At 57.8% G+C, this 16,427-nt stretch carries 17 protein-coding genes; 7 read left to right on the top strand and 10 right to left on the bottom strand.

Translation table 11 applies throughout. The annotated features are described in order from the left end of the window. Positions 1 to 77: 77 nt before the first annotated feature. From ureG to ACXAET_RS10105, 8 genes are read right to left on the bottom strand one after another with little or no spacing between them, the layout of a single operon-like run. Positions 78 to 722 carry an urease accessory protein UreG gene (gene ureG / locus ACXAET_RS10140; RefSeq protein WP_475184232.1) on the bottom strand — a complete coding sequence of 215 codons (645 nt, stop codon included), beginning with the start codon at positions 720 to 722 and terminating at the stop codon, positions 78 to 80. After that, the gene (locus ACXAET_RS10135) at positions 719 to 1,390 is read right to left on the bottom strand and encodes an urease accessory protein UreF (RefSeq protein ID WP_475184230.1); all 672 of its coding nucleotides are present in this window, start codon (positions 1,388 to 1,390) and stop codon (positions 719 to 721) included. The genes ureG and ACXAET_RS10135 overlap by 4 nt, the downstream gene beginning before the upstream one ends. After that, entirely contained in the window at positions 1,356 to 1,808 is a 453-nt protein-coding gene (gene ureE, locus ACXAET_RS10130) for an urease accessory protein UreE (RefSeq protein WP_475184229.1), read from the bottom strand. The genes ACXAET_RS10135 and ureE overlap by 35 nt, the downstream gene beginning before the upstream one ends. A gap of 17 nt (positions 1,809 to 1,825) precedes the next feature. After that, positions 1,826 to 3,535, bottom strand: coding sequence for an urease subunit alpha (ureC, locus tag ACXAET_RS10125; RefSeq protein WP_475184227.1), 1,710 nt, complete (start codon positions 3,533 to 3,535; stop codon positions 1,826 to 1,828). Next, positions 3,535 to 3,840, bottom strand: coding sequence for an urease subunit beta (locus ACXAET_RS10120; RefSeq protein WP_475184225.1), 306 nt, complete (start codon positions 3,838 to 3,840; stop codon positions 3,535 to 3,537). Before ACXAET_RS10120 ends, ureC begins: the two co-directional genes overlap by 1 nt. Further along, a complete protein-coding gene (locus ACXAET_RS10115; RefSeq protein WP_475184223.1) occupies positions 3,837 to 3,998 on the bottom strand; it encodes a hypothetical protein in 162 nt (53 codons plus the stop codon). Before ACXAET_RS10115 ends, ACXAET_RS10120 begins: the two co-directional genes overlap by 4 nt. A gap of 14 nt (positions 3,999 to 4,012) precedes the next feature. Then, positions 4,013 to 4,315: an urease subunit gamma gene (locus ACXAET_RS10110; RefSeq protein WP_068339396.1), complete on the bottom strand. Its 303-nt coding sequence runs from the start codon at positions 4,313 to 4,315 to the stop codon at positions 4,013 to 4,015. Position 4,316: 1 nt separating this feature from the next. Then, entirely contained in the window at positions 4,317 to 5,171 is an 855-nt protein-coding gene (locus ACXAET_RS10105) for an urease accessory protein UreD (RefSeq protein WP_475184220.1), read from the bottom strand. A gap of 358 nt (positions 5,172 to 5,529) precedes the next feature. Between ACXAET_RS10105 and urtA the strand changes: the two genes are divergently transcribed. From urtA to urtE, 5 genes are read left to right on the top strand one after another with little or no spacing between them, the layout of a single operon-like run. After that, positions 5,530 to 6,810 (top strand): urea ABC transporter substrate-binding protein, encoded by a 1,281-nt coding sequence (gene urtA, locus ACXAET_RS10100; protein ID WP_475184218.1) that lies wholly within the window; start codon positions 5,530 to 5,532, stop codon positions 6,808 to 6,810. 59 nt (positions 6,811 to 6,869) lie between these two features. Beyond that, positions 6,870 to 8,822 (top strand): urea ABC transporter permease subunit UrtB, encoded by a 1,953-nt coding sequence (gene urtB / locus ACXAET_RS10095; protein ID WP_475184216.1) that lies wholly within the window; start codon positions 6,870 to 6,872, stop codon positions 8,820 to 8,822. A gap of 3 nt (positions 8,823 to 8,825) precedes the next feature. Continuing rightward, a complete protein-coding gene (gene urtC, locus ACXAET_RS10090) occupies positions 8,826 to 10,055 on the top strand; it encodes an urea ABC transporter permease subunit UrtC (protein WP_475184212.1) in 1,230 nt (409 codons plus the stop codon). Further along, complete coding sequence (gene urtD, locus ACXAET_RS10085; protein ID WP_475184211.1) at positions 10,052 to 10,792, top strand: urea ABC transporter ATP-binding protein UrtD; 741 nt, start codon at positions 10,052 to 10,054, stop codon at positions 10,790 to 10,792. The genes urtC and urtD overlap by 4 nt, the downstream gene beginning before the upstream one ends. A 3-nt stretch (positions 10,793 to 10,795) precedes the next feature. After that, positions 10,796 to 11,491, top strand: a complete 696-nt coding sequence (urtE, locus tag ACXAET_RS10080) for an urea ABC transporter ATP-binding subunit UrtE (protein ID WP_475184209.1) — start codon at positions 10,796 to 10,798, stop codon at positions 11,489 to 11,491. 281 nt (positions 11,492 to 11,772) lie between these two features. On the opposite strand, the gene gph is transcribed toward urtE, so the two are convergent. Continuing rightward, positions 11,773 to 12,438: a phosphoglycolate phosphatase gene (gene gph / locus ACXAET_RS10075; RefSeq protein WP_475184208.1), complete on the bottom strand. Its 666-nt coding sequence runs from the start codon at positions 12,436 to 12,438 to the stop codon at positions 11,773 to 11,775. A 220-nt stretch (positions 12,439 to 12,658) separates the two neighbouring features. Here gph and hemP point away from each other — a divergent pair, with 220 nt between their 5' ends. Together hemP and ACXAET_RS10065 are read left to right on the top strand one after the other, a co-directional pair. After that, positions 12,659 to 12,826: a hemin uptake protein HemP gene (gene hemP / locus ACXAET_RS10070; protein WP_475184206.1), complete on the top strand. Its 168-nt coding sequence runs from the start codon at positions 12,659 to 12,661 to the stop codon at positions 12,824 to 12,826. After that, positions 12,823 to 13,299 carry a hypothetical protein gene (locus ACXAET_RS10065; protein WP_475184205.1) on the top strand — a complete coding sequence of 159 codons (477 nt, stop codon included), beginning with the start codon at positions 12,823 to 12,825 and terminating at the stop codon, positions 13,297 to 13,299. The genes hemP and ACXAET_RS10065 overlap by 4 nt, the downstream gene beginning before the upstream one ends. A gap of 50 nt (positions 13,300 to 13,349) precedes the next feature. On the opposite strand, the gene ACXAET_RS10060 is transcribed toward ACXAET_RS10065, so the two are convergent. Continuing rightward, a complete protein-coding gene (locus ACXAET_RS10060) occupies positions 13,350 to 16,415 on the bottom strand; it encodes an aminotransferase class III-fold pyridoxal phosphate-dependent enzyme (RefSeq protein ID WP_475184203.1) in 3,066 nt (1,021 codons plus the stop codon). Positions 16,416 to 16,427 lie beyond the last annotated feature (12 nt).

Genomic DNA, 16,427 nt, shown 5'->3' with positions numbered 1-16,427 from the left:
CAGGGATGCAGCGATGACCGGAAAGAAGCCAACTTGGCGCGTGTCGCTGTATCCTTCAGCGTGTCATGCAGGGGCAACTAGGCAGCGCCCGAGGTCGCCCTTTGCGCGATCTCAAGCCCCCCGATCCGTGCCAGAATGTCCACGATCTCATCAATGCCTTTTCTTTGCCGCAAGGATGAGAAAACAAAGGGCCGACCGTTGCGCATGCGCGTCGCATCGCGGTCCATCACCTCAAGCGAGGCACCGACATGCGGGGCAAGATCAGTCTTGTTAATAATCAATATGTCGGATTTCGTGATCGCCGGGCCGCCCTTGCGGGGGATTTCCTCGCCCGCTGCCACGTCGATCACATAAAGCGTCACATCTGCCAGTTCCGGGCTGAACGTGGCGGACAGGTTGTCGCCGCCGCTTTCTATCAATACCACCTCAACATCGGGATGGCGGGCCTGCATCTCGGCCACGGCTGCCAGATTGATCGACGCATCCTCGCGGATGGCCGTATGTGGGCAGCCACCAGTTTCGACGCCGATAATCCGGTCCTGCGGCAGAACCTGCATCCGCATTAGCGCTTCGGCATCTTCCTGCGTGTAAATGTCATTGGTGATCACGCCGACCGAGACTTTGTCTCGTAATGCCTCGGACAACGCAGCGGTCAGTGTTGTCTTGCCAGCGCCCACAGGTCCACCGATGCCCACGCGCAGAGGGCCGTTCATACTGCTCATGTTCGGAATATCCTTGAATATTGGGTTTCGTGTTTCATCGACGCGATGTCCGATAGGAACGCGGTTGAAGTCAGTTCGTTCAGACCGGTTTCAATCGCATCGTTCGCTATCCGCTGGTACATGGGGGTCAGGTCACGGATCAGCCGCTGCGCATCCGTTTGCCCCAAAGGCACCAACCGGGTTGCGCATGCGACAAGGTTGGCGAGGAAAGCCTGCAGAAACATTTGCGCCGTCAGGCCAAGGGGCAGTTTCCTTGCCGCAGCAGCATGGCCGATGGCGACCGGGTAGGTCAGCTTCCTAAGGTCCAGCGCCCACACATCCGAGGTGACGGTACAGAAAGCGTCGCCCAGCAAAACAGTCTCGGACAACCGTTCTGAAGAGGCGCAGAAGGCGCGCGCCGTTCGGTCGATTTCGGCAAGCTTCTCTGGTGTTTCTGCCCGGTAGGCGGCTGCAAGGAACACACAATCGCTGTGGCCTGATCCGTGTTGGATCACGTCTGTGATCCAACTGCCGACCTCTGCGACGGTACCCACAGCGCCGCATTCAATCGCCCATTCCAACCCGTGTGAATACGCAAACCCGCCCACCGGATAGGCAGGGGACAGCCATTGTGTCAGGGTCAGGATATCCGCGTTAGTGGGAATGGCCATGCGTCCTGCCGTGGCCATATGCGCCGCCTTCAGGGGTAAAAGGTTCAACGGTTTCCCGAATACTTGCACCCAGCTTTTCAAGCATATCGCGGATGACGTGATCGTGCTGGATCAGCAGGCGGTTACCTTCGATCTGACAGGGCGTGTGGCGATTGCCGATATGCCAGGCAAGGCGCAATAGATTATCTCCGGTCACTTCCAGCAGGTCTTCGGGCGCGGCGACAATCTCGATCTCGCGCCCGTCTTCCAGAACCAGAACGCCGCCGTGGTCTAACGACTTTGTCTGCGCCAGATCGACCAGAAAGGATTCGCCGTCATCTGTGGCCAGCATCTTGCGGCGTAGAAAACGCCCGTCATAGTCCAGTGAGACCTGAGCATGGGCCTGAGCGTGGTGGTGATCGTGATAGATGCGAGCAGTTTTGATCGCGGTGGTCATCTGGGCCTCCTTAAATCTCAGAACATGAAATAGCGTTGCGCCATCGGCAGCACTTCGGCGGGTTGGCAAGTCAACAATTCGCCATCGGCGCGCACTTCGTAGGTTTCGGGGTCGACATCGATTTGGGGCGTCGCATCGTTCAGCATCAGGTCGCGCTTGCCGATAGTACGCGTGTTGAGCACGGCGACGGTTTGTTTCGCCAATCCTAGTTTATCACCAATCCCATCTGCCTGCGCGGCGGCAGAGACAAAAGTGATCGCTGACTGCTCGACCGAGCGGCCATAGGCGCCGAACATCGGGCGGCTGTAAACGGGTTGCGGCGTGGGGATTGACGCATTCGGATCACCCATCTGCGCACAGGCGATGGTACCACCCAACAGAACCATCTCGGGCTTTACGCCGAAAAAGGCCGGGTTCCACAGCACCAAATCGGCACGTTTGCCTTCTTCAACACTTCCGATCTGGTGGCTCAACCCGTGGGCAATTGCCGGGTTGATCGTGTATTTGGCGATGTATCTACGAACCCTCAGGTTGTCGTTGTCGCCGGTTTCCTCAGCCAACCGCCCGCGCTGCTTCTTCATCTTGTCGGCGGTTTGCCAGGTGCGGATCAAAACCTCTCCGACCCGACCCATGGCCTGGCTGTCGCTTGCGATGATCGAAAAGGCACCCATGTCGTGCAGGATGTCCTCGGCTGCGATGGTCTCACGCCGGATGCGGCTTTCGGCAAAGGCCACGTCCTCGGGGATGGATTTGTCGAGGTGATGGCAGACCATCAGCATGTCCAGATGCTCCTCGACCGTGTTTACGGTGAAGGGACGCGTCGGGTTGGTGGATGAAGGCAGAACGTGGGTCTCGCCGCAAATCTTGATGATGTCCGGCGCGTGGCCCCCGCCTGCGCCTTCGGTGTGGAAAGCGTGAATCGTGCGGCCTTTCATGGCGGCCACAGTGTTTTCGACGAAACCGGATTCATTAAGTGTGTCGGTATGGATCATAACCTGCACATCCATCGCGTCAGCGACCGAGAGGCAGCAGTCGATGGCGGCAGGGGCAGTGCCCCAATCCTCGTGCAGCTTGAGGGCGCAAGCTCCGGCCTTGACCTGTTCTTCCAGCGCAGCGGGCAGCGAGGCGTTGCCTTTGCCCGCAAAGGCCAGATTCATCGGAAAGGCATCGGCCGCCTGCAACATGCGCCCTATATGCCAGGGGCCAGGGGTGCAGGTGGTGGCCAGCGTTCCATGTGCAGGGCCGGTGCCACCACCCAGCATGGTGGTCAGGCCGGAATGTAGCGCATCTTCGATCTGTTGTGGGCAGATGAAGTGGATATGGCTGTCGAAGCCGCCCGCAGTCAGGATACGCCCTTCGCCAGCTATGGCCTCGGTGCCGGGGCCGATGATGATGTCGACGCCTGGCTGCGTATCGGGGTTTCCGGCCTTGCCAATCTTGGCTATGCGCCCGTCTTTCAGGCCCACATCGGCCTTATAGATGCCGGTATGATCCACGATCAGGGCATTGGTGATCACCGTATCCACAGCCCCCTCAGTACGCGTCGCCTGCGATTGCCCCATCCCATCGCGGATCACCTTACCGCCGCCAAACTTGACCTCTTCACCATAGGTGGTCAGGTCGCGCTCGACCTCGATAATCAAATCGGTATCGGCTAGTCGCAGCTTGTCGCCGGTGGTGGGGCCGAACATTGCGGCATAGTCAGAGCGTTTGATTTGTGCTGGCATCAGAGCGGCCCCATGACCTTTTGATTGAACCCATAAATCTTGCGTGCCCCGCCTATCGGGATCAGCGAAACTTCGCGGGCTTGGCCGGGTTCAAAGCGTACGGCGGTGCCGGGCGCGATGTCCAGACGCAGGCCGTAGGCCGCAACACGGTCGAACTCCAACGCCGGATTGGCCTCGGCAAAGTGAAAATGCGACCCCACCTGCACCGGTCGGTCGCCGGTGTTGGCAACCATCAAGGTGACCCTGACCGCATCCGCATTCAGGGTGATTTCGCCCTTGGCTGGGAAAAGCTCTCCTGGGATCATTTTGGCAGCTTCAAAACGAAGGCTGCTGCAATCAAGGCGCTCACCGCAAGGCCGATGCCCAATGTGCCATAGTCAGACCCATGCGCATGTATATGCGTATCGGTATGAGCCGTCGCAGGGCCAGCCAGGATCAGGGCAGGGAACAACATGCGGGTCATTTCGGGATTCCTTTTCAGCGAATGGGGTTGTGGACGGTCACCAGCTTGGTGCCGTCGGGAAACGTGGCCTCGACCTGGACCTCGTGAATCATCTCGGGCACGCCCTGCATGCATTGCGCGCGGGTAATTACTTCGGCCCCGGCTTGCATCATGTCAGCGACCGAACGCCCGTCACGCGCGCCTTCGACCACGGCGTCGGTGATCAGAGCAATCGCTTCGGGATGGTTCAGCTTGACGCCACGGGCCAGCCGCTTACGGGCAACCTCCGCAGCCATAGCGACCATCAATTTATCTTTTTCGCGGGGGGTCAGGTTCATTTTAGATCATCCAGCATCGAGGCAGCGTAGAGCTGTTAAGGTGGTGCAAAACCGGCATCAGCGCCTGGCGCAGGGCAAAGCTGTTTTCTGCCAGCATCCGGACCACAAGCAGGTCGTCTTGGATCAAAGTTGCGCCAGCGTTAACAGGCAACATCTGCCGAACCGCGCGCAGATGACCGGTAGCCGTGGGCGAGGCGAAGACGACGAGCGCCGTAGCACCGGCACCTTCGGCAATGTGTGGTTTGGACAGATGCGCGGTAAGGTCGCCCGCGAAACGGGTGGCGTCCAGGAAAACAGGAAGGCCGTTGCGCCGAATCTCGATCCGGTCGTGAAGGCGAATATCGGCAAGCGTCTCGCCCATAGCAGCGCGTCCGAAAACGAGCGGTTCAACCATCAGTGCGGAGGCAGTTGGGGCAAGCTCAATGATCAGGCGTCGATTTAGCGCGCTGCCGTTGAACAAGATGGTTTCCTGCGGCAACCAGTTCAGCCGTGCATCTGAGTCTACTCGCAGTCGGTTGATGACCTGTCCAGATAGGCCTGGCTGTGCCCTGTAAGCCCGCTCGCAGGCTTGGGTCGTCAAAGTTAGGGTCGTACCCTCAGCGGCAGCACCGCTGAATCGAAACACGTCCCCGCCGGTGATTCCGCCTGCAGTGTTCAGCAGAACCGCATCCAGCCCGTGTTCGTCGCTGCGCGGAAACAGGCACTTGAATGAGCCTGACTGGCGAAACCCATCCAAAACCGTCTTCTTGCCCAGTTTTTTTGTGCTCAGCCGAATCTTACCGTGGGCACGCGGGGGCGAAATACCCTGGTGGGGCAATATCGAGGCAAGGTGGGTGATAGCAGACCTGCGGTACAAGAGTTTCGCCTCTTGTTTCGCCGGTGAAGCCTCTGAACTCTATTCTGCAACGCAGAGGCAAATGGGATTTCCCGCTGGTATGATTAAATTTTAGACGCGTGCGTGGAAGTTGGTCCAAAAAATAAGCAGACGAAGCCAAAACCGCAAATTGATATGTCAGGTGGTTTGCTTACTTCGCTGCGATGCAGAAACCGTGTGGGTGCCCGCCGTGGACATGGCCCGGGGGTGTGTGACGGCTGCGCGATTTGGACCTCGAACACAACCGCCACACGGAACGCAACAACAGTTGCGGGGATCAGGTAGAAGAAGAGCGCGCTTGAGCGCAAGCCCTCTCCTGCGACCCTGCCAGGAGGATTACATGAAATTTCTCACATCCACACTCGTCGGATCAGCGGTCTGTGCCGCCATTGCGACGGCGGCATTGTCGGAAGAAGACACAATCAAGGTCGGTGTATTGCATTCTCTGTCTGGCACCATGGCCATCTCAGAGACCACGCTGAAGGACACCATGCTGATGCTGATAGATCAGCAAAACGCCAAAGGCGGCCTGTTGGGTAAACAACTTGAGGCCGTTGTGGTCGACCCGGCCTCGGATTGGCCGTTGTTCGCGGAAAAAGCGCGTGAGTTGCTGACAGTGCACGAGGTCGACGTGATCTTTGGCAATTGGACCTCGGTCAGCCGTAAATCGGTATTGCCCGTCATCGAAGAATTGAACGGCCTGCTGTTTTACCCCGTGCAGTATGAAGGCGAGGAAAGCTCGAAAAATGTATTCTACACAGGTGCTGCACCAAACCAGCAGGCGATCCCTGCCACGGATTATTTCCTGGAGGAACTGGGGGTCGAGAAATTTGCTCTGCTCGGCACGGACTACGTCTACCCCAGGACCACCAACAACATTCTGGAAAGCTACCTTAAGCAAAAGGGCATCGCAGAAGAAGATATCTTTGTGAACTACACGCCTTTTGGACATTCCGACTGGTCCAAGATTGTGGCTGACGTCGTTGCGCTGGGCGAAGATGGCAAAAAGGTTGGCGTGATCTCGACCATCAACGGGGATGCCAATATCGGTTTCTACAAAGAGTTGGCTGCAGCCGGCGTTTCCGCGGATGACATCCCGGTGGTGGCTTTCTCGGTCGGTGAAGAGGAATTGTCCGGACTGGATACGACGAACCTGGTGGGCCATCTGGCGGCGTGGAACTATTTTCAGTCCGCGGATACCGAAGCAAATGCAGAGTTTGTTGAGACGTGGAAAGCCACCATGGGCGAAGATCGCGTAACCAATGATCCCATGGAGGCCCATTACATCGGTTTCAACATGTGGGTAAACGCTGCGACCCAGGCAGGCTCGACCGATGTTGATGCCGTGCGCGCCGCGATGTACGGGCAAGAGTTTCCGAACCTGACCGGCGGAACCGCCGTCATGCTGCCGAACCATCATCTGGCAAAACCGGTTCTGATCGGAGAGATCCAGGAAGATGGCCAGTTCGATATCATCAGCGAAACGGATGTTGTGCCCGGCGATGCCTGGACCGACTACCTGCCGGAATCAGCCGTCCTGAAATCGGATTGGCAGAACCTTGGCTGCGGAATGTACAACACCGAAACCGAAACCTGCGTTCAAACCTTGTCGAATTACTGAGCACTCTGCAAGGCGGGTGCCATTGCCCGCCTTGCAGCAAGACACTTGGGTTTCACCATATGCTACGACTATTCCTTGCGGGTCTGGTTTTCATTTGCACCTGCCTGACGGCCAGTGCGCAGGACGCAGGCTTGCAGCCGATCCTGCAAGAGCATCAGGCAACGATCGCCAAAAGCTCCCGTAAAACGATCAAGCCGGCAATTGACGCGATTGTCGCCAGCGGTCTGCCGCAAGCCCAAACCATGCTTGAGACCTGGACCGCGAAAGACATGTGGATGCGCGAATCTGACGGTCTCTTCTTTGCTGGAAAAGAAGGTGAGGGGCGGTCTCAAGTGTTGACCGATTTCGACACCGAAGAGGTTGTTGGCACATTTGAAAGATCCGAACTGAAACAACTGAAGCCTAATAGCGGCGTCCGCGCGATGATTGCCACTGCACTGGTACAGTTTCAGCTGACCGACCCCAGCCGCGCCAAACGCGCCGCGGCGCTTCAGTCTATTCAACGCAACCCCGAAGGTGACTTGTTGGATCCCTTGCGGGCTTCTATTCCAGATGAAACAGATGCTGAGCTGAAGGCACAGAAACAGCGTCTGGAGCGTTTGCTGACCATTGGCTACGGCACGGATACCGCCGTCCGCGTGTCTGCGATTCAGGACATGTCCGATGACCTTGGCGTTGACGTGCGTGCAGCGCTGAACCCGCTGGTCGTGACCACACGCAAAGCCGCAAAAAAGGTGCCGGAAGATGTCAATCTGGCCGCTGTGCTTGATCCTGGATCTGCGGACTTTTCCAAGGCTGAGGCGTATGAGCTTTTGGTTGCAAACAGTCTTGCATCACCCCTTGTGCTCTCTGATGAAATCCGGACCGCGCTGGCGGATAATATCGAAGGTGGCCGCGTAGGCGGCGTTCCGGTTGCTCAGTTGGACACGGAAGAGGCGCGGGCCACAGCCTACGCGGCCCTGGCCGACGTCGGAGCCGTTCCCGCACTGATCACGCAGACTGATATTGACGCGGCGGTGGGTGCGCACGTGTTCTTTGAGACCTATGCCGAGCCATCGCCCGAAGTGACCGCAGCCGCCGTACTGGCATTGGAGACAATTGGGTTGAAGGTCGGGGTGAACCAGACCCTTGACCTGACACTGGACGCGATCTCTCTGGCCTCGATCTATTTCCTTGCCGCTATCGGTTTGGCTATCACTTTTGGCGTGATGGGTGTGATCAACATGGCCCATGGCGAATTCATCATGATGGGCGCCTACACCGGGTACGTGGTGCAGCAGTTCATTCCCGATCACACGCTTTCGATTGTTGTCGCCATCCCGATGGCCTTCGCCGTGACCTTTGCTATGGGTGTCGCGATGGAGCGGCTTGTTATCCGTTGGCTCTATGCCCGCCCGCTTGAGACCCTGCTGGCGACTTTCGGCATCTCGATTGCGCTGCAGCAGTTGGCCAAGAACATCTTTGGCACGCAGGCGCGACCGCTGACCGCGCCCGGCTGGCTGGACGGGGCGTGGGTGCTGAACGATGTGGTTTCGATCAGCTACATTCGCATCGCGATCTTCGTTCTGGCGATGATCTTTCTGGGGCTGTTCCTTTACATCATGAACCGTACACGACTGGGGCTCGAGATGCGGGCGGTGACGCAGAACCCCCGCATGGCGGGGTCAATGGGGATCAATCCAGAACGCGTGAATATGCTGACCTTCGGGCTTGGGTCTGGAATTGCCGGGATCGCAGGGGTCGCAATCGGCCTTTTTGCCAAGGTCACGTCTGATCTGGGCAGCGACTACATCGTTCAGAGCTTCATGACCGTGGTTGTTGGCGGTGTCGGCAACATCTGGGGCGCACTGGCAGGGGCCGGTATGATCGGATTTCTGCAAAAGGGAATTGAATGGATGAACCCGTCGAACACCCTCGCGGCGCAGACCTACATGATCATTTTCATCATTATTTTCATTCAGTTCCGGCCAAGGGGCATCATAGCCCTTAAAGGCCGCGCGGCAGGGGATTGAACCATGGAGCGTAGTTTTGTCGCCAAGAATCCATCCGTGCTGGCCTTTCTGGCTATCCTGTCGCTGTTCACGCTGGGCGTGACGGTTCTGTCCGAAGGGTTCGGGATCGGCGTGATCTCGACCAGTTTCGTCAAGACGCTGGGCAAGACCTTGTGCCTGTGCCTTATCGCCGTGGCAATGGATCTGATCTGGGGATACACCGGTATTTTGTCATTGGGTCATTTCGCATTCTTTGGGCTGGGCGGCTACATGATCGGTATGTGGCTGATGTACGAGCGGACGCGGCTTATTGTTGTCGACTCGCTTGCACAGTCCGAAATCCCACCGACGTCGGCTGAGGTCGTGGATGCGATTGGCACACAGATTTTTGGTGTGGTCGGGTCATCTGAATTTCCGCTGATCTGGGCTTTTTCGAACAGTCTGGTCCTGCAACTTGCGCTGGTGGTTCTGGTGCCGGGGGTGCTGGCGTTGGTATTCGGCTGGCTGGCCTTTCGCAGTCGCGTGACAGGTGTTTACCTTTCCATCCTGACACAAGCGATGACGCTGGCACTGGCGCTGTATCTGTTCCAGAACGACAGCGGCTTGCGCGGGAACAATGGCCTGTCAGGCCTTCAAAACCTGCCGGGGGTTACGGCGTCGCAAGATGTGGTGTCGGTGTGGTTCCTTTGGGGCTCGGCCTTGGCTTTGGGGCTGGGGTACATGCTGGCCGCATGGGTGGTTTCGGGCAAATTCGGGTCGGTCATACGCGGTATTCGCGACAATGAAGCACGGGTGCGGTTCCTTGGCTATTCGGTTGAGCTCTACAAACTGGCCGTTTTTACATTGACCGCCTGTATAGCAGCGATTGCGGGGGCGCTGTATTATCCGCAGGCGGGCATTATCAATCCAGAAGAAATGGCCCCGATTGCTTCGATTTACCTTGCCGTTTGGGTTGCCATCGGCGGGCGCGGTCGCTTGTACGGTGCGGTGATCGGTGCGGCCTTCGTGAGCCTTTTGAGCACGTGGTTCACGGGTGGGCAGGCCCCGGACATTTCATTGGGATTCTACACAATCAAATGGGTCGACTGGTGGCAGGTCTTGTTGGGCGTTTCTTTTGTACTGGTCACGCTGTTCACGCCGCAGGGGATCGGCGGGTTGTTCGATCTTTGGACAAATCGCCGCCACCCAGATCGACACGGGGCCAATCTGGGTCCCGATGATGGAGCGCTGCGCGAGAAGGAGGCCACCGAGTGAGCACCTTGTTAGAGGTCAGCGGCGTGTCGGTCACCTTTGACGGATTCCGCGCGATCAACAACCTGTCCTTCCAAATCGGCCCGGCCGAACTGCGCGCCGTCATTGGCCCAAACGGAGCGGGCAAGACGACCTTCATGGATATTGTCACCGGTAAGACCCGGCCTGACGAGGGCCGTGTGATATGGGGTGAAAAGTCCGTGTCCCTGCTGCGCATGAGTGAAGCCAGGATCGCGCAAGAGGGAATTGGGCGGAAGTTCCAGAAACCCACGGTGTTCGAAGATCAGACTGTTCAGGAAAACCTCTTGATGGCTCTAAAAAACAACCGCAGCTGGTTGGGCGTGTTGTTTTACCGCCCCTCGGCCCAGAACCTTGAAAAGGTCCAAGCTTTGGCAACCGAAATCGGACTGAAGGATGAACTGAAACGTAAATCCGGCGAGTTGAGCCATGGCCAGAAGCAATGGCTTGAGATCGGCATGTTGCTGGCTCAGGAGCCACGTTTGTTACTTGTCGACGAACCCGCGGCGGGAATGACCCCACAAGAGCGCGAACATACCAACGATCTGTTAGTGCAGGCGGCCAAGACGCGTGCCGTGGTGGTCGTCGAGCATGATATGGAGTTTGTCCGCCGTCTGAACTGCAAGGTTACGGTGCTGCATGAAGGTTCGGTACTGGCCGAGGGCTCACTGGACCACGTGACATCAAACCAGGACGTCATTGACGTCTATCTGGGGCGCTGAGCGATGCTGAGACTGACCGATCTGACCCTGCATTATGGGCATTCGCAAATCCTTTATGGTATCTCTATGCAAGCCGCGATGGGCGAGGTGACTTGCGTGATGGGCACCAATGGCGTCGGCAAGACCAGCCTGATCAAAGCGATTTCTGGCACCCATCCACGATCCGGAGGCAAACTGAGCTTGGATGGCGAGGAGTTGGGCGTTCTTTCCGCGCATAAAATGGCATGGAAGGGGGTGGCCTATGTCCCGCAGGGGCGCGAGATATTCCCACTCCTGACCGTGCGCGAGAACCTTGAAACCGGCTATGCCTGCTTGCCAACCAATGAGCATGTCATTCCCTCCGAGATATTTGAACTTTTTCCCGTACTCAAGACGATGCAAAACAGGCGCGGCGGGGACCTGTCAGGGGGTCAGCAACAGCAACTGGCAATTGCGCGGGCTTTGATCACCAAACCGAGGCTGTTGCTGTTGGACGAACCGACAGAGGGTATCCAGCCGAACATAATTCAACAGATCGGTGAGGTGATCCGTCATCTGAAATCCCGCGGTGACATGGCCATCATACTGGTCGAGCAGTATTTTGACTTTGCCTATGAGCTTGCCGATCAGTTTGTTGTTCTGCGCCGCGGGGAAATTCTGATGTCCGGTAGCAAATCCGAGCTTTCCCGCAACCAGGTTTTACAAGGTGTCACGGTTTAAGACGGCTTGGACAGGTCATGCAACAGGCATCCAGCCCTTTATATTGACCAGTCAAGGCGCGTGAGCAAAAAAATAACCTTTGATTTCAGCGCTATCCGAGGGGCTACGGGAAACCCCCTATATCCCGTTTCGAAGGGATTGGTTAATTGTATTTCATCGAACGGGTCATACGGACGATATCACTTTTCCCCTATGAGGGGTTGGCTACTTACCCCCTCGGCCAGCCCCTCAGTTACCGGCCGAGACCCGTTTCGATATCCCCTCGAACAACGCATGTACGTTTACTTCGCCGACGCGAGGATTTGGGTAACAAGCGCCGGTAGTTCCAATGAGTCGCTATAGTTTGCGCTATGCGGAATCTCGGAGATCGGAGATTTGCGATACCCCTCGGTAAACAACAAAAACGGCACCTGCGCACGCTGGGCGGTTTCGGCATCCACTTCGCTGTCGCCGACAAATATCCTCGGGCCGGCAGAGGTGACCGCCGCAAAGCTGGCCTCAAGATGCGCGGGGTCCGGTTTTCGAGTGCGCAGGCTGTCCCCACCTATGACAGTATCAAAATGGGGGGCCAGCCCCATTGCATCCAGCACGTGGCGCGCCGGACCTTCTGGTTTGTTGGTACAGACTCCCATGACACAACCCATGTCGCGCAGTTGACCAAGGGCTTCCAGTACCCCGGGATATGCGACGGTTCTATCGCTTGAGGCGGCGTTATAGTGCGCCAGGGTTCGTTCGGTAAGATCGGCGTGCTCCTCCATCGGTAACCCGCAATGGCGTATTACGCGTTCCACAAGGATGGGCAGGCCCTTGCCCACAAATTGCTTGATACGATCCTGCGGTAGGGGTTCGACACCAACATCGTGCAACATCCTGTTCGCGGCTGCCGCAATGTCCGGCAGGCTGTCGACAAGTGTACCGTCCAGATCGAACATGATTGTTGCAGTCATCAGAGTCCTCGAAAAATTTTGCTCGGGCCAAGACGTATCCTGATTGATATCGCGGCACAATCACACTGGGCTTGGGAATTATTGGAAACGGGCCTTGACATACCTGACTAATTTAATCAGATTAAGCGCCAGTATAGCAGCCAACCCATCAGGGTCAGCCAGAAAACAGTAATGCGAACAGACCAAGGCATTTCGCCCGAGAACCTCTGGAGTCGTCCTGATGAATGTACAGAACCCGAATCCCAGCCAAAATTATGCCGTATCAATGCTGCCTGCCCACAAAGCGGAAGATCTGACCAAAGGCGGCAACCTGGCCCATATCGAACTGGGCGACCAATTGTACACTTTGCGCATTACCCGCGCCGGCAAGTTGATCCTGACGAAATGAGCACGCGTCCTTCTCGGGGTGGGGCGGCCGTTGGTCGCCTTGCTGATCTGAGCCCGGTTGAAGCTGGTGCGGTGATGTACCTGCGTCTCTGGGGTGGTGGAGCACAGGGCCGCGCAGACGCGGCGAGCGATTTTCAAATTGCGTTGGGATCAGAACGCGGCCGAGCTGTAATGGTAACGCTGGACCGTCTGTGCTCGCTTTGCGCGCATCACGGGCGCCGTCCACTAATCCGTCATGGGCTGGGTTGTTCCTGTCTTGGCGCAGATGAAAACTGTTTTGCGCAGATGATTGCCGCCGCTTCGGAAGGGGCGCGTGAAGATGCGATGATGATGGCTTCCCTTATTGTACGGCCCGATTTTGCACCAGCCCTGGCATCCCTGTCGGAAGAGTTGGGATTGGCGTTGCGCCGCATGACGGCAGCTGTCACGATGCCAACCACCGGGCACCAGACCTCTGCAGCTGTTCTGCATTAATCGGCAGGCAAGAGCAGAACCCCGGCCGTCCCTCGTGCCGGGGTTTGTTTTTAGCAACATCCGCAACCTGAATGGTGATGGTCATGATCGCGGACCGGAGCGGGCGCGTAGTCACCAACCTCGCTGAGAACGTCACGCAAGGCCCAAAGGATCATATCCACATCTTCGCTCTCGATGGTCAGGGGCGGTCGAATTTTCAGAATGTTGTCTTTCGGCCCTTCGCTGCCGATCAGAATGCGGTGATCGCGCATCCGGTTTTTGACGTATCTACAAATCTCGGAGCCCTCTGATCCATCGGGGTTGATCAATTCGACCCCAAGAAACAGACCCATCCCGCGAACATCGCCGACACATCCGAAATCGACCTCGATCTGGCGCAAACCGTCCATCAGGCACGCACCCATGTTGCGAGCACTGTCCTGCAAGCCTTCGTCGTCCACGATGTCCAGGACCTCTTTGCCGATCCGGCAGGAGAGGGTCGAGCCGCCGAAGGTCGAGAAGAACTCGATCCCGTTGTCAAAGCTACGAGCAATCTCTTTGGTTGTAACCAGAACGCCCATCGGATGCCCGTTGCCAATGGGTTTGCCCAAAACAACGATATCCGGCAGCGCGCCCTGATGTTCGAAGCCAAAATAGTATTCACCCAAACGCCCAAGTCCGGTCTGTACTTCGTCAGCAATGCAAACACCCCCAGCGGCACGGATTTTTTCGTAGACAGCGGGCAGGTAGCCTGTCGGAGGAATGATCTGCCCGCCGACCGAAGGAAAAGTTTCTGCAATAAATCCTGCAACCCCGTGCCCCTTAGCCTGCAATGCGGCAATCGCCGGGTCCACAAGGTTCGCAAACTTTTTGGCGCGGTCCGGATCGTCGCGTTTGAACGACCCGCGATAGTCGTCGGCGACCTCAACCAGTTCAACCCAGTCGGCCTGGCCAATCCCGCCCGGCTTATTGAACTTGTAAGCTGAAATCGCAACGGCTGCGTTGGTGTTCCCGTGATAGCCGTGATCCGGCGTGACGATCCCCTTTGCCCCGGTATGGGCGCGGGCCAGGCGCAGCGCCAGCTCGTTCGCCTCGGTCCCGGAATTGACAAAGAAACAGACCTCGAGGTGATCGGGCAGTTTGGAAAGCACCTTGTCGGCAAAGGCCGTTTGCGCGGGGTGCAGATACCGGGTGTTCGAGTTCATCCGCTTTAGCTGATCCGCCGCCACCGCCTGAATGCGCGGATGCGCGTGGCCCACATGAGGGACGTTGTTATAGGCGTCAAGATAAGGCCGCCCCCATTCGTCGAACAGGTGATGCTTCCAGCCGCGTACCAGCATGACCGGTTCGTCATAGCTCAGGCTGAGGTTGCCGCCGAAATGGTCCCGCCGCCCTTGCAGGATCGCCTGTTTGTCGGTCGGTTGATAGAACACCTTATCGTCCGGCAGGTTCAGTAACGCCGCCGGGTTCGGGCAAACCGCGTGCCACAGGTCCAGTTCATCCGGATCAGCAACACCCGGCCAATCTGCCTGCATTCCATCTGTGCTCAGCGCCAGTTGAAAATGTACGTGCGGCGCCCAGCCGCCGTTTTGACTGGCATCCCCAAGCTGGGCAAAGGCCGCGCCCTGCGCCACCGGATCACCGTGTTTCAACCTGCTGCAGACCTCTGGGTCAAGATGGCCATAGAGCGTATAGAAAGGATCACCTTCCGGCGTCTCATGATGCAGGATCACAACGCCGCCATAATCCAGATGCGCATCGCGGTTCTCAACCGCTTCGACGCGACCGCTCATGGGGGCGTGCAGAACGGTTCCTGCGGGCGCAAACACGTCCACTGCCAGATGAACGGTGCGCCGGTCCGAGGCCTTCCACGGCCCCTTGCGAAAGCCGGGTTCGGTGTAGATCAGCCGCGGTTCATTGTAATAGCCCAGCCACAGACATTCGCCGAATTCCTCGCCCACGCGTGCGGCTTCATCCAACGGCATGTGGAACGGGTTCTGAGGCCAGGTCGAGTGTTCGACAGAGAGGGAACCCATTGGCGCATCGTTCAGGTCCTGACCGAACATCTGGGCGAATTGGCCACGATGCTCGGACAGGTAGGCGTGGATACGCTGCGCGCCATCTGTCACCGGCAAATGACAGGCTGTGCGCAGCCGCGCCGCCATCAGGTCGCCATTCACACCCGTGTTCTCAAGGAAGCGCCAAGCTGCGGCCTGACTGACAGTCACATATGGGTCGTCCGGGTTCTCTGCCGCCATCAGGGTCGAATTCACAACGGATACCGCCAGCCGCATCCGCAGCAGCGGCCATATCAGGTCGACCTCATCAGGTCGCAGCCGATTGGCGGCATGGTATCCGCGCACCAAAGCGGCAAGTGCACGTTCCGGTTTGGGGTGATCCAGTACGATGTAGGCCCCCGCAATAGCAAGTTCGCAGACACGCGGTGCGGCGCACATGTCACCAAGATCGATCAGGCCCGAGACGCTTTGGCGCTGACCCAGTTCACCGTCAACCAATATGTTGTAATCATTGGCATCGTTGTGGATGGCCTGTTTGGGCAATTCCCCCAACGCATCCGACACCGCATTGAACCTGTCGCAAATGTCTGACAGCAGAGCCCGCCGGGCAGGATCGGTCACCGCATCAAGATGATCAGAAATCCAACCCGCTTGCGTCAGGTCCCATTTGAAATCGGCGCGATGCAACCCGTCATGCGCGAACCGCTCAAGTGCCTTGTCAGTTGCACCCAAGACGCGGCCCAGCTTCAGGATCAATGCCTCAGACTTTGGCGCAACGGTGGCGTAGCACCGCCCCGGCAGGCATTCGAGCAGCCAGACCAACCGCGTCTGTCCCTCGGTATCGGCGATCTCCGGCAGCAATGATCCGTTGAGGTCCGGGTAAACCTGGGGAAACGGCAGGCCCGGCGCCTCTGTGGCGATATGGGCCAAGGCCTTGATTTGCAGGTCGACGACCTCTGCCGCGCATCCCGGGCGCATGACCTTCAGTACATAGTCCTGACCGTTGGTGGCCCGAACTAAATAGTTGAGGTCGTATTCGCCATCCAGCCGCGTCAATTTGGCGTCCAGCCCCCAATGGGCGCGCAGAGCATCCGCCCAAAATGCAGTCATGTCGCTCATACGCTTTGCTGT

It is taken from the genome of Ruegeria sp. AWH4_226, assembly GCF_056159225.1.
This window is presented reverse-complemented; position numbering and strand designations above follow the sequence as displayed.

What these genes read in the sequence shown, in the direction of transcription:
- ureG (WP_475184232.1), bottom strand. Translation starts at nt 722, where the DNA reads ATGAGCAGTATGAACGGCCCTCTGCGCGTGGGCATCGGTGGACCTGTG.
- ACXAET_RS10135 (WP_475184230.1), bottom strand. Translation starts at nt 1,390, where the DNA reads ATGGCCACGGCAGGACGCATGGCCATTCCCACTAACGCGGATATCCTG.
- ureE (WP_475184229.1), bottom strand. Translation starts at nt 1,808, where the DNA reads ATGACCACCGCGATCAAAACTGCTCGCATCTATCACGATCACCACCAC.
- ureC (WP_475184227.1), bottom strand. Translation starts at nt 3,535, where the DNA reads ATGCCAGCACAAATCAAACGCTCTGACTATGCCGCAATGTTCGGCCCC.
- ACXAET_RS10120 (WP_475184225.1), bottom strand. Translation starts at nt 3,840, where the DNA reads ATGATCCCAGGAGAGCTTTTCCCAGCCAAGGGCGAAATCACCCTGAAT.
- ACXAET_RS10115 (WP_475184223.1), bottom strand. Translation starts at nt 3,998, where the DNA reads ATGACCCGCATGTTGTTCCCTGCCCTGATCCTGGCTGGCCCTGCGACG.
- ACXAET_RS10110 (WP_068339396.1), bottom strand. Translation starts at nt 4,315, where the DNA reads ATGAACCTGACCCCCCGCGAAAAAGATAAATTGATGGTCGCTATGGCT.
- urtA (WP_475184218.1), top strand. Translation starts at nt 5,530, where the DNA reads ATGAAATTTCTCACATCCACACTCGTCGGATCAGCGGTCTGTGCCGCC.
- urtB (WP_475184216.1), top strand. Translation starts at nt 6,870, where the DNA reads ATGCTACGACTATTCCTTGCGGGTCTGGTTTTCATTTGCACCTGCCTG.
- urtC (WP_475184212.1), top strand. Translation starts at nt 8,826, where the DNA reads ATGGAGCGTAGTTTTGTCGCCAAGAATCCATCCGTGCTGGCCTTTCTG.
- urtE (WP_475184209.1), top strand. Translation starts at nt 10,796, where the DNA reads ATGCTGAGACTGACCGATCTGACCCTGCATTATGGGCATTCGCAAATC.
- gph (WP_475184208.1), bottom strand. Translation starts at nt 12,438, where the DNA reads ATGACTGCAACAATCATGTTCGATCTGGACGGTACACTTGTCGACAGC.
- hemP (WP_475184206.1), top strand. Translation starts at nt 12,659, where the DNA reads ATGAATGTACAGAACCCGAATCCCAGCCAAAATTATGCCGTATCAATG.
- ACXAET_RS10065 (WP_475184205.1), top strand. Translation starts at nt 12,823, where the DNA reads ATGAGCACGCGTCCTTCTCGGGGTGGGGCGGCCGTTGGTCGCCTTGCT.
- ACXAET_RS10060 (WP_475184203.1), bottom strand. Translation starts at nt 16,415, where the DNA reads ATGAGCGACATGACTGCATTTTGGGCGGATGCTCTGCGCGCCCATTGG.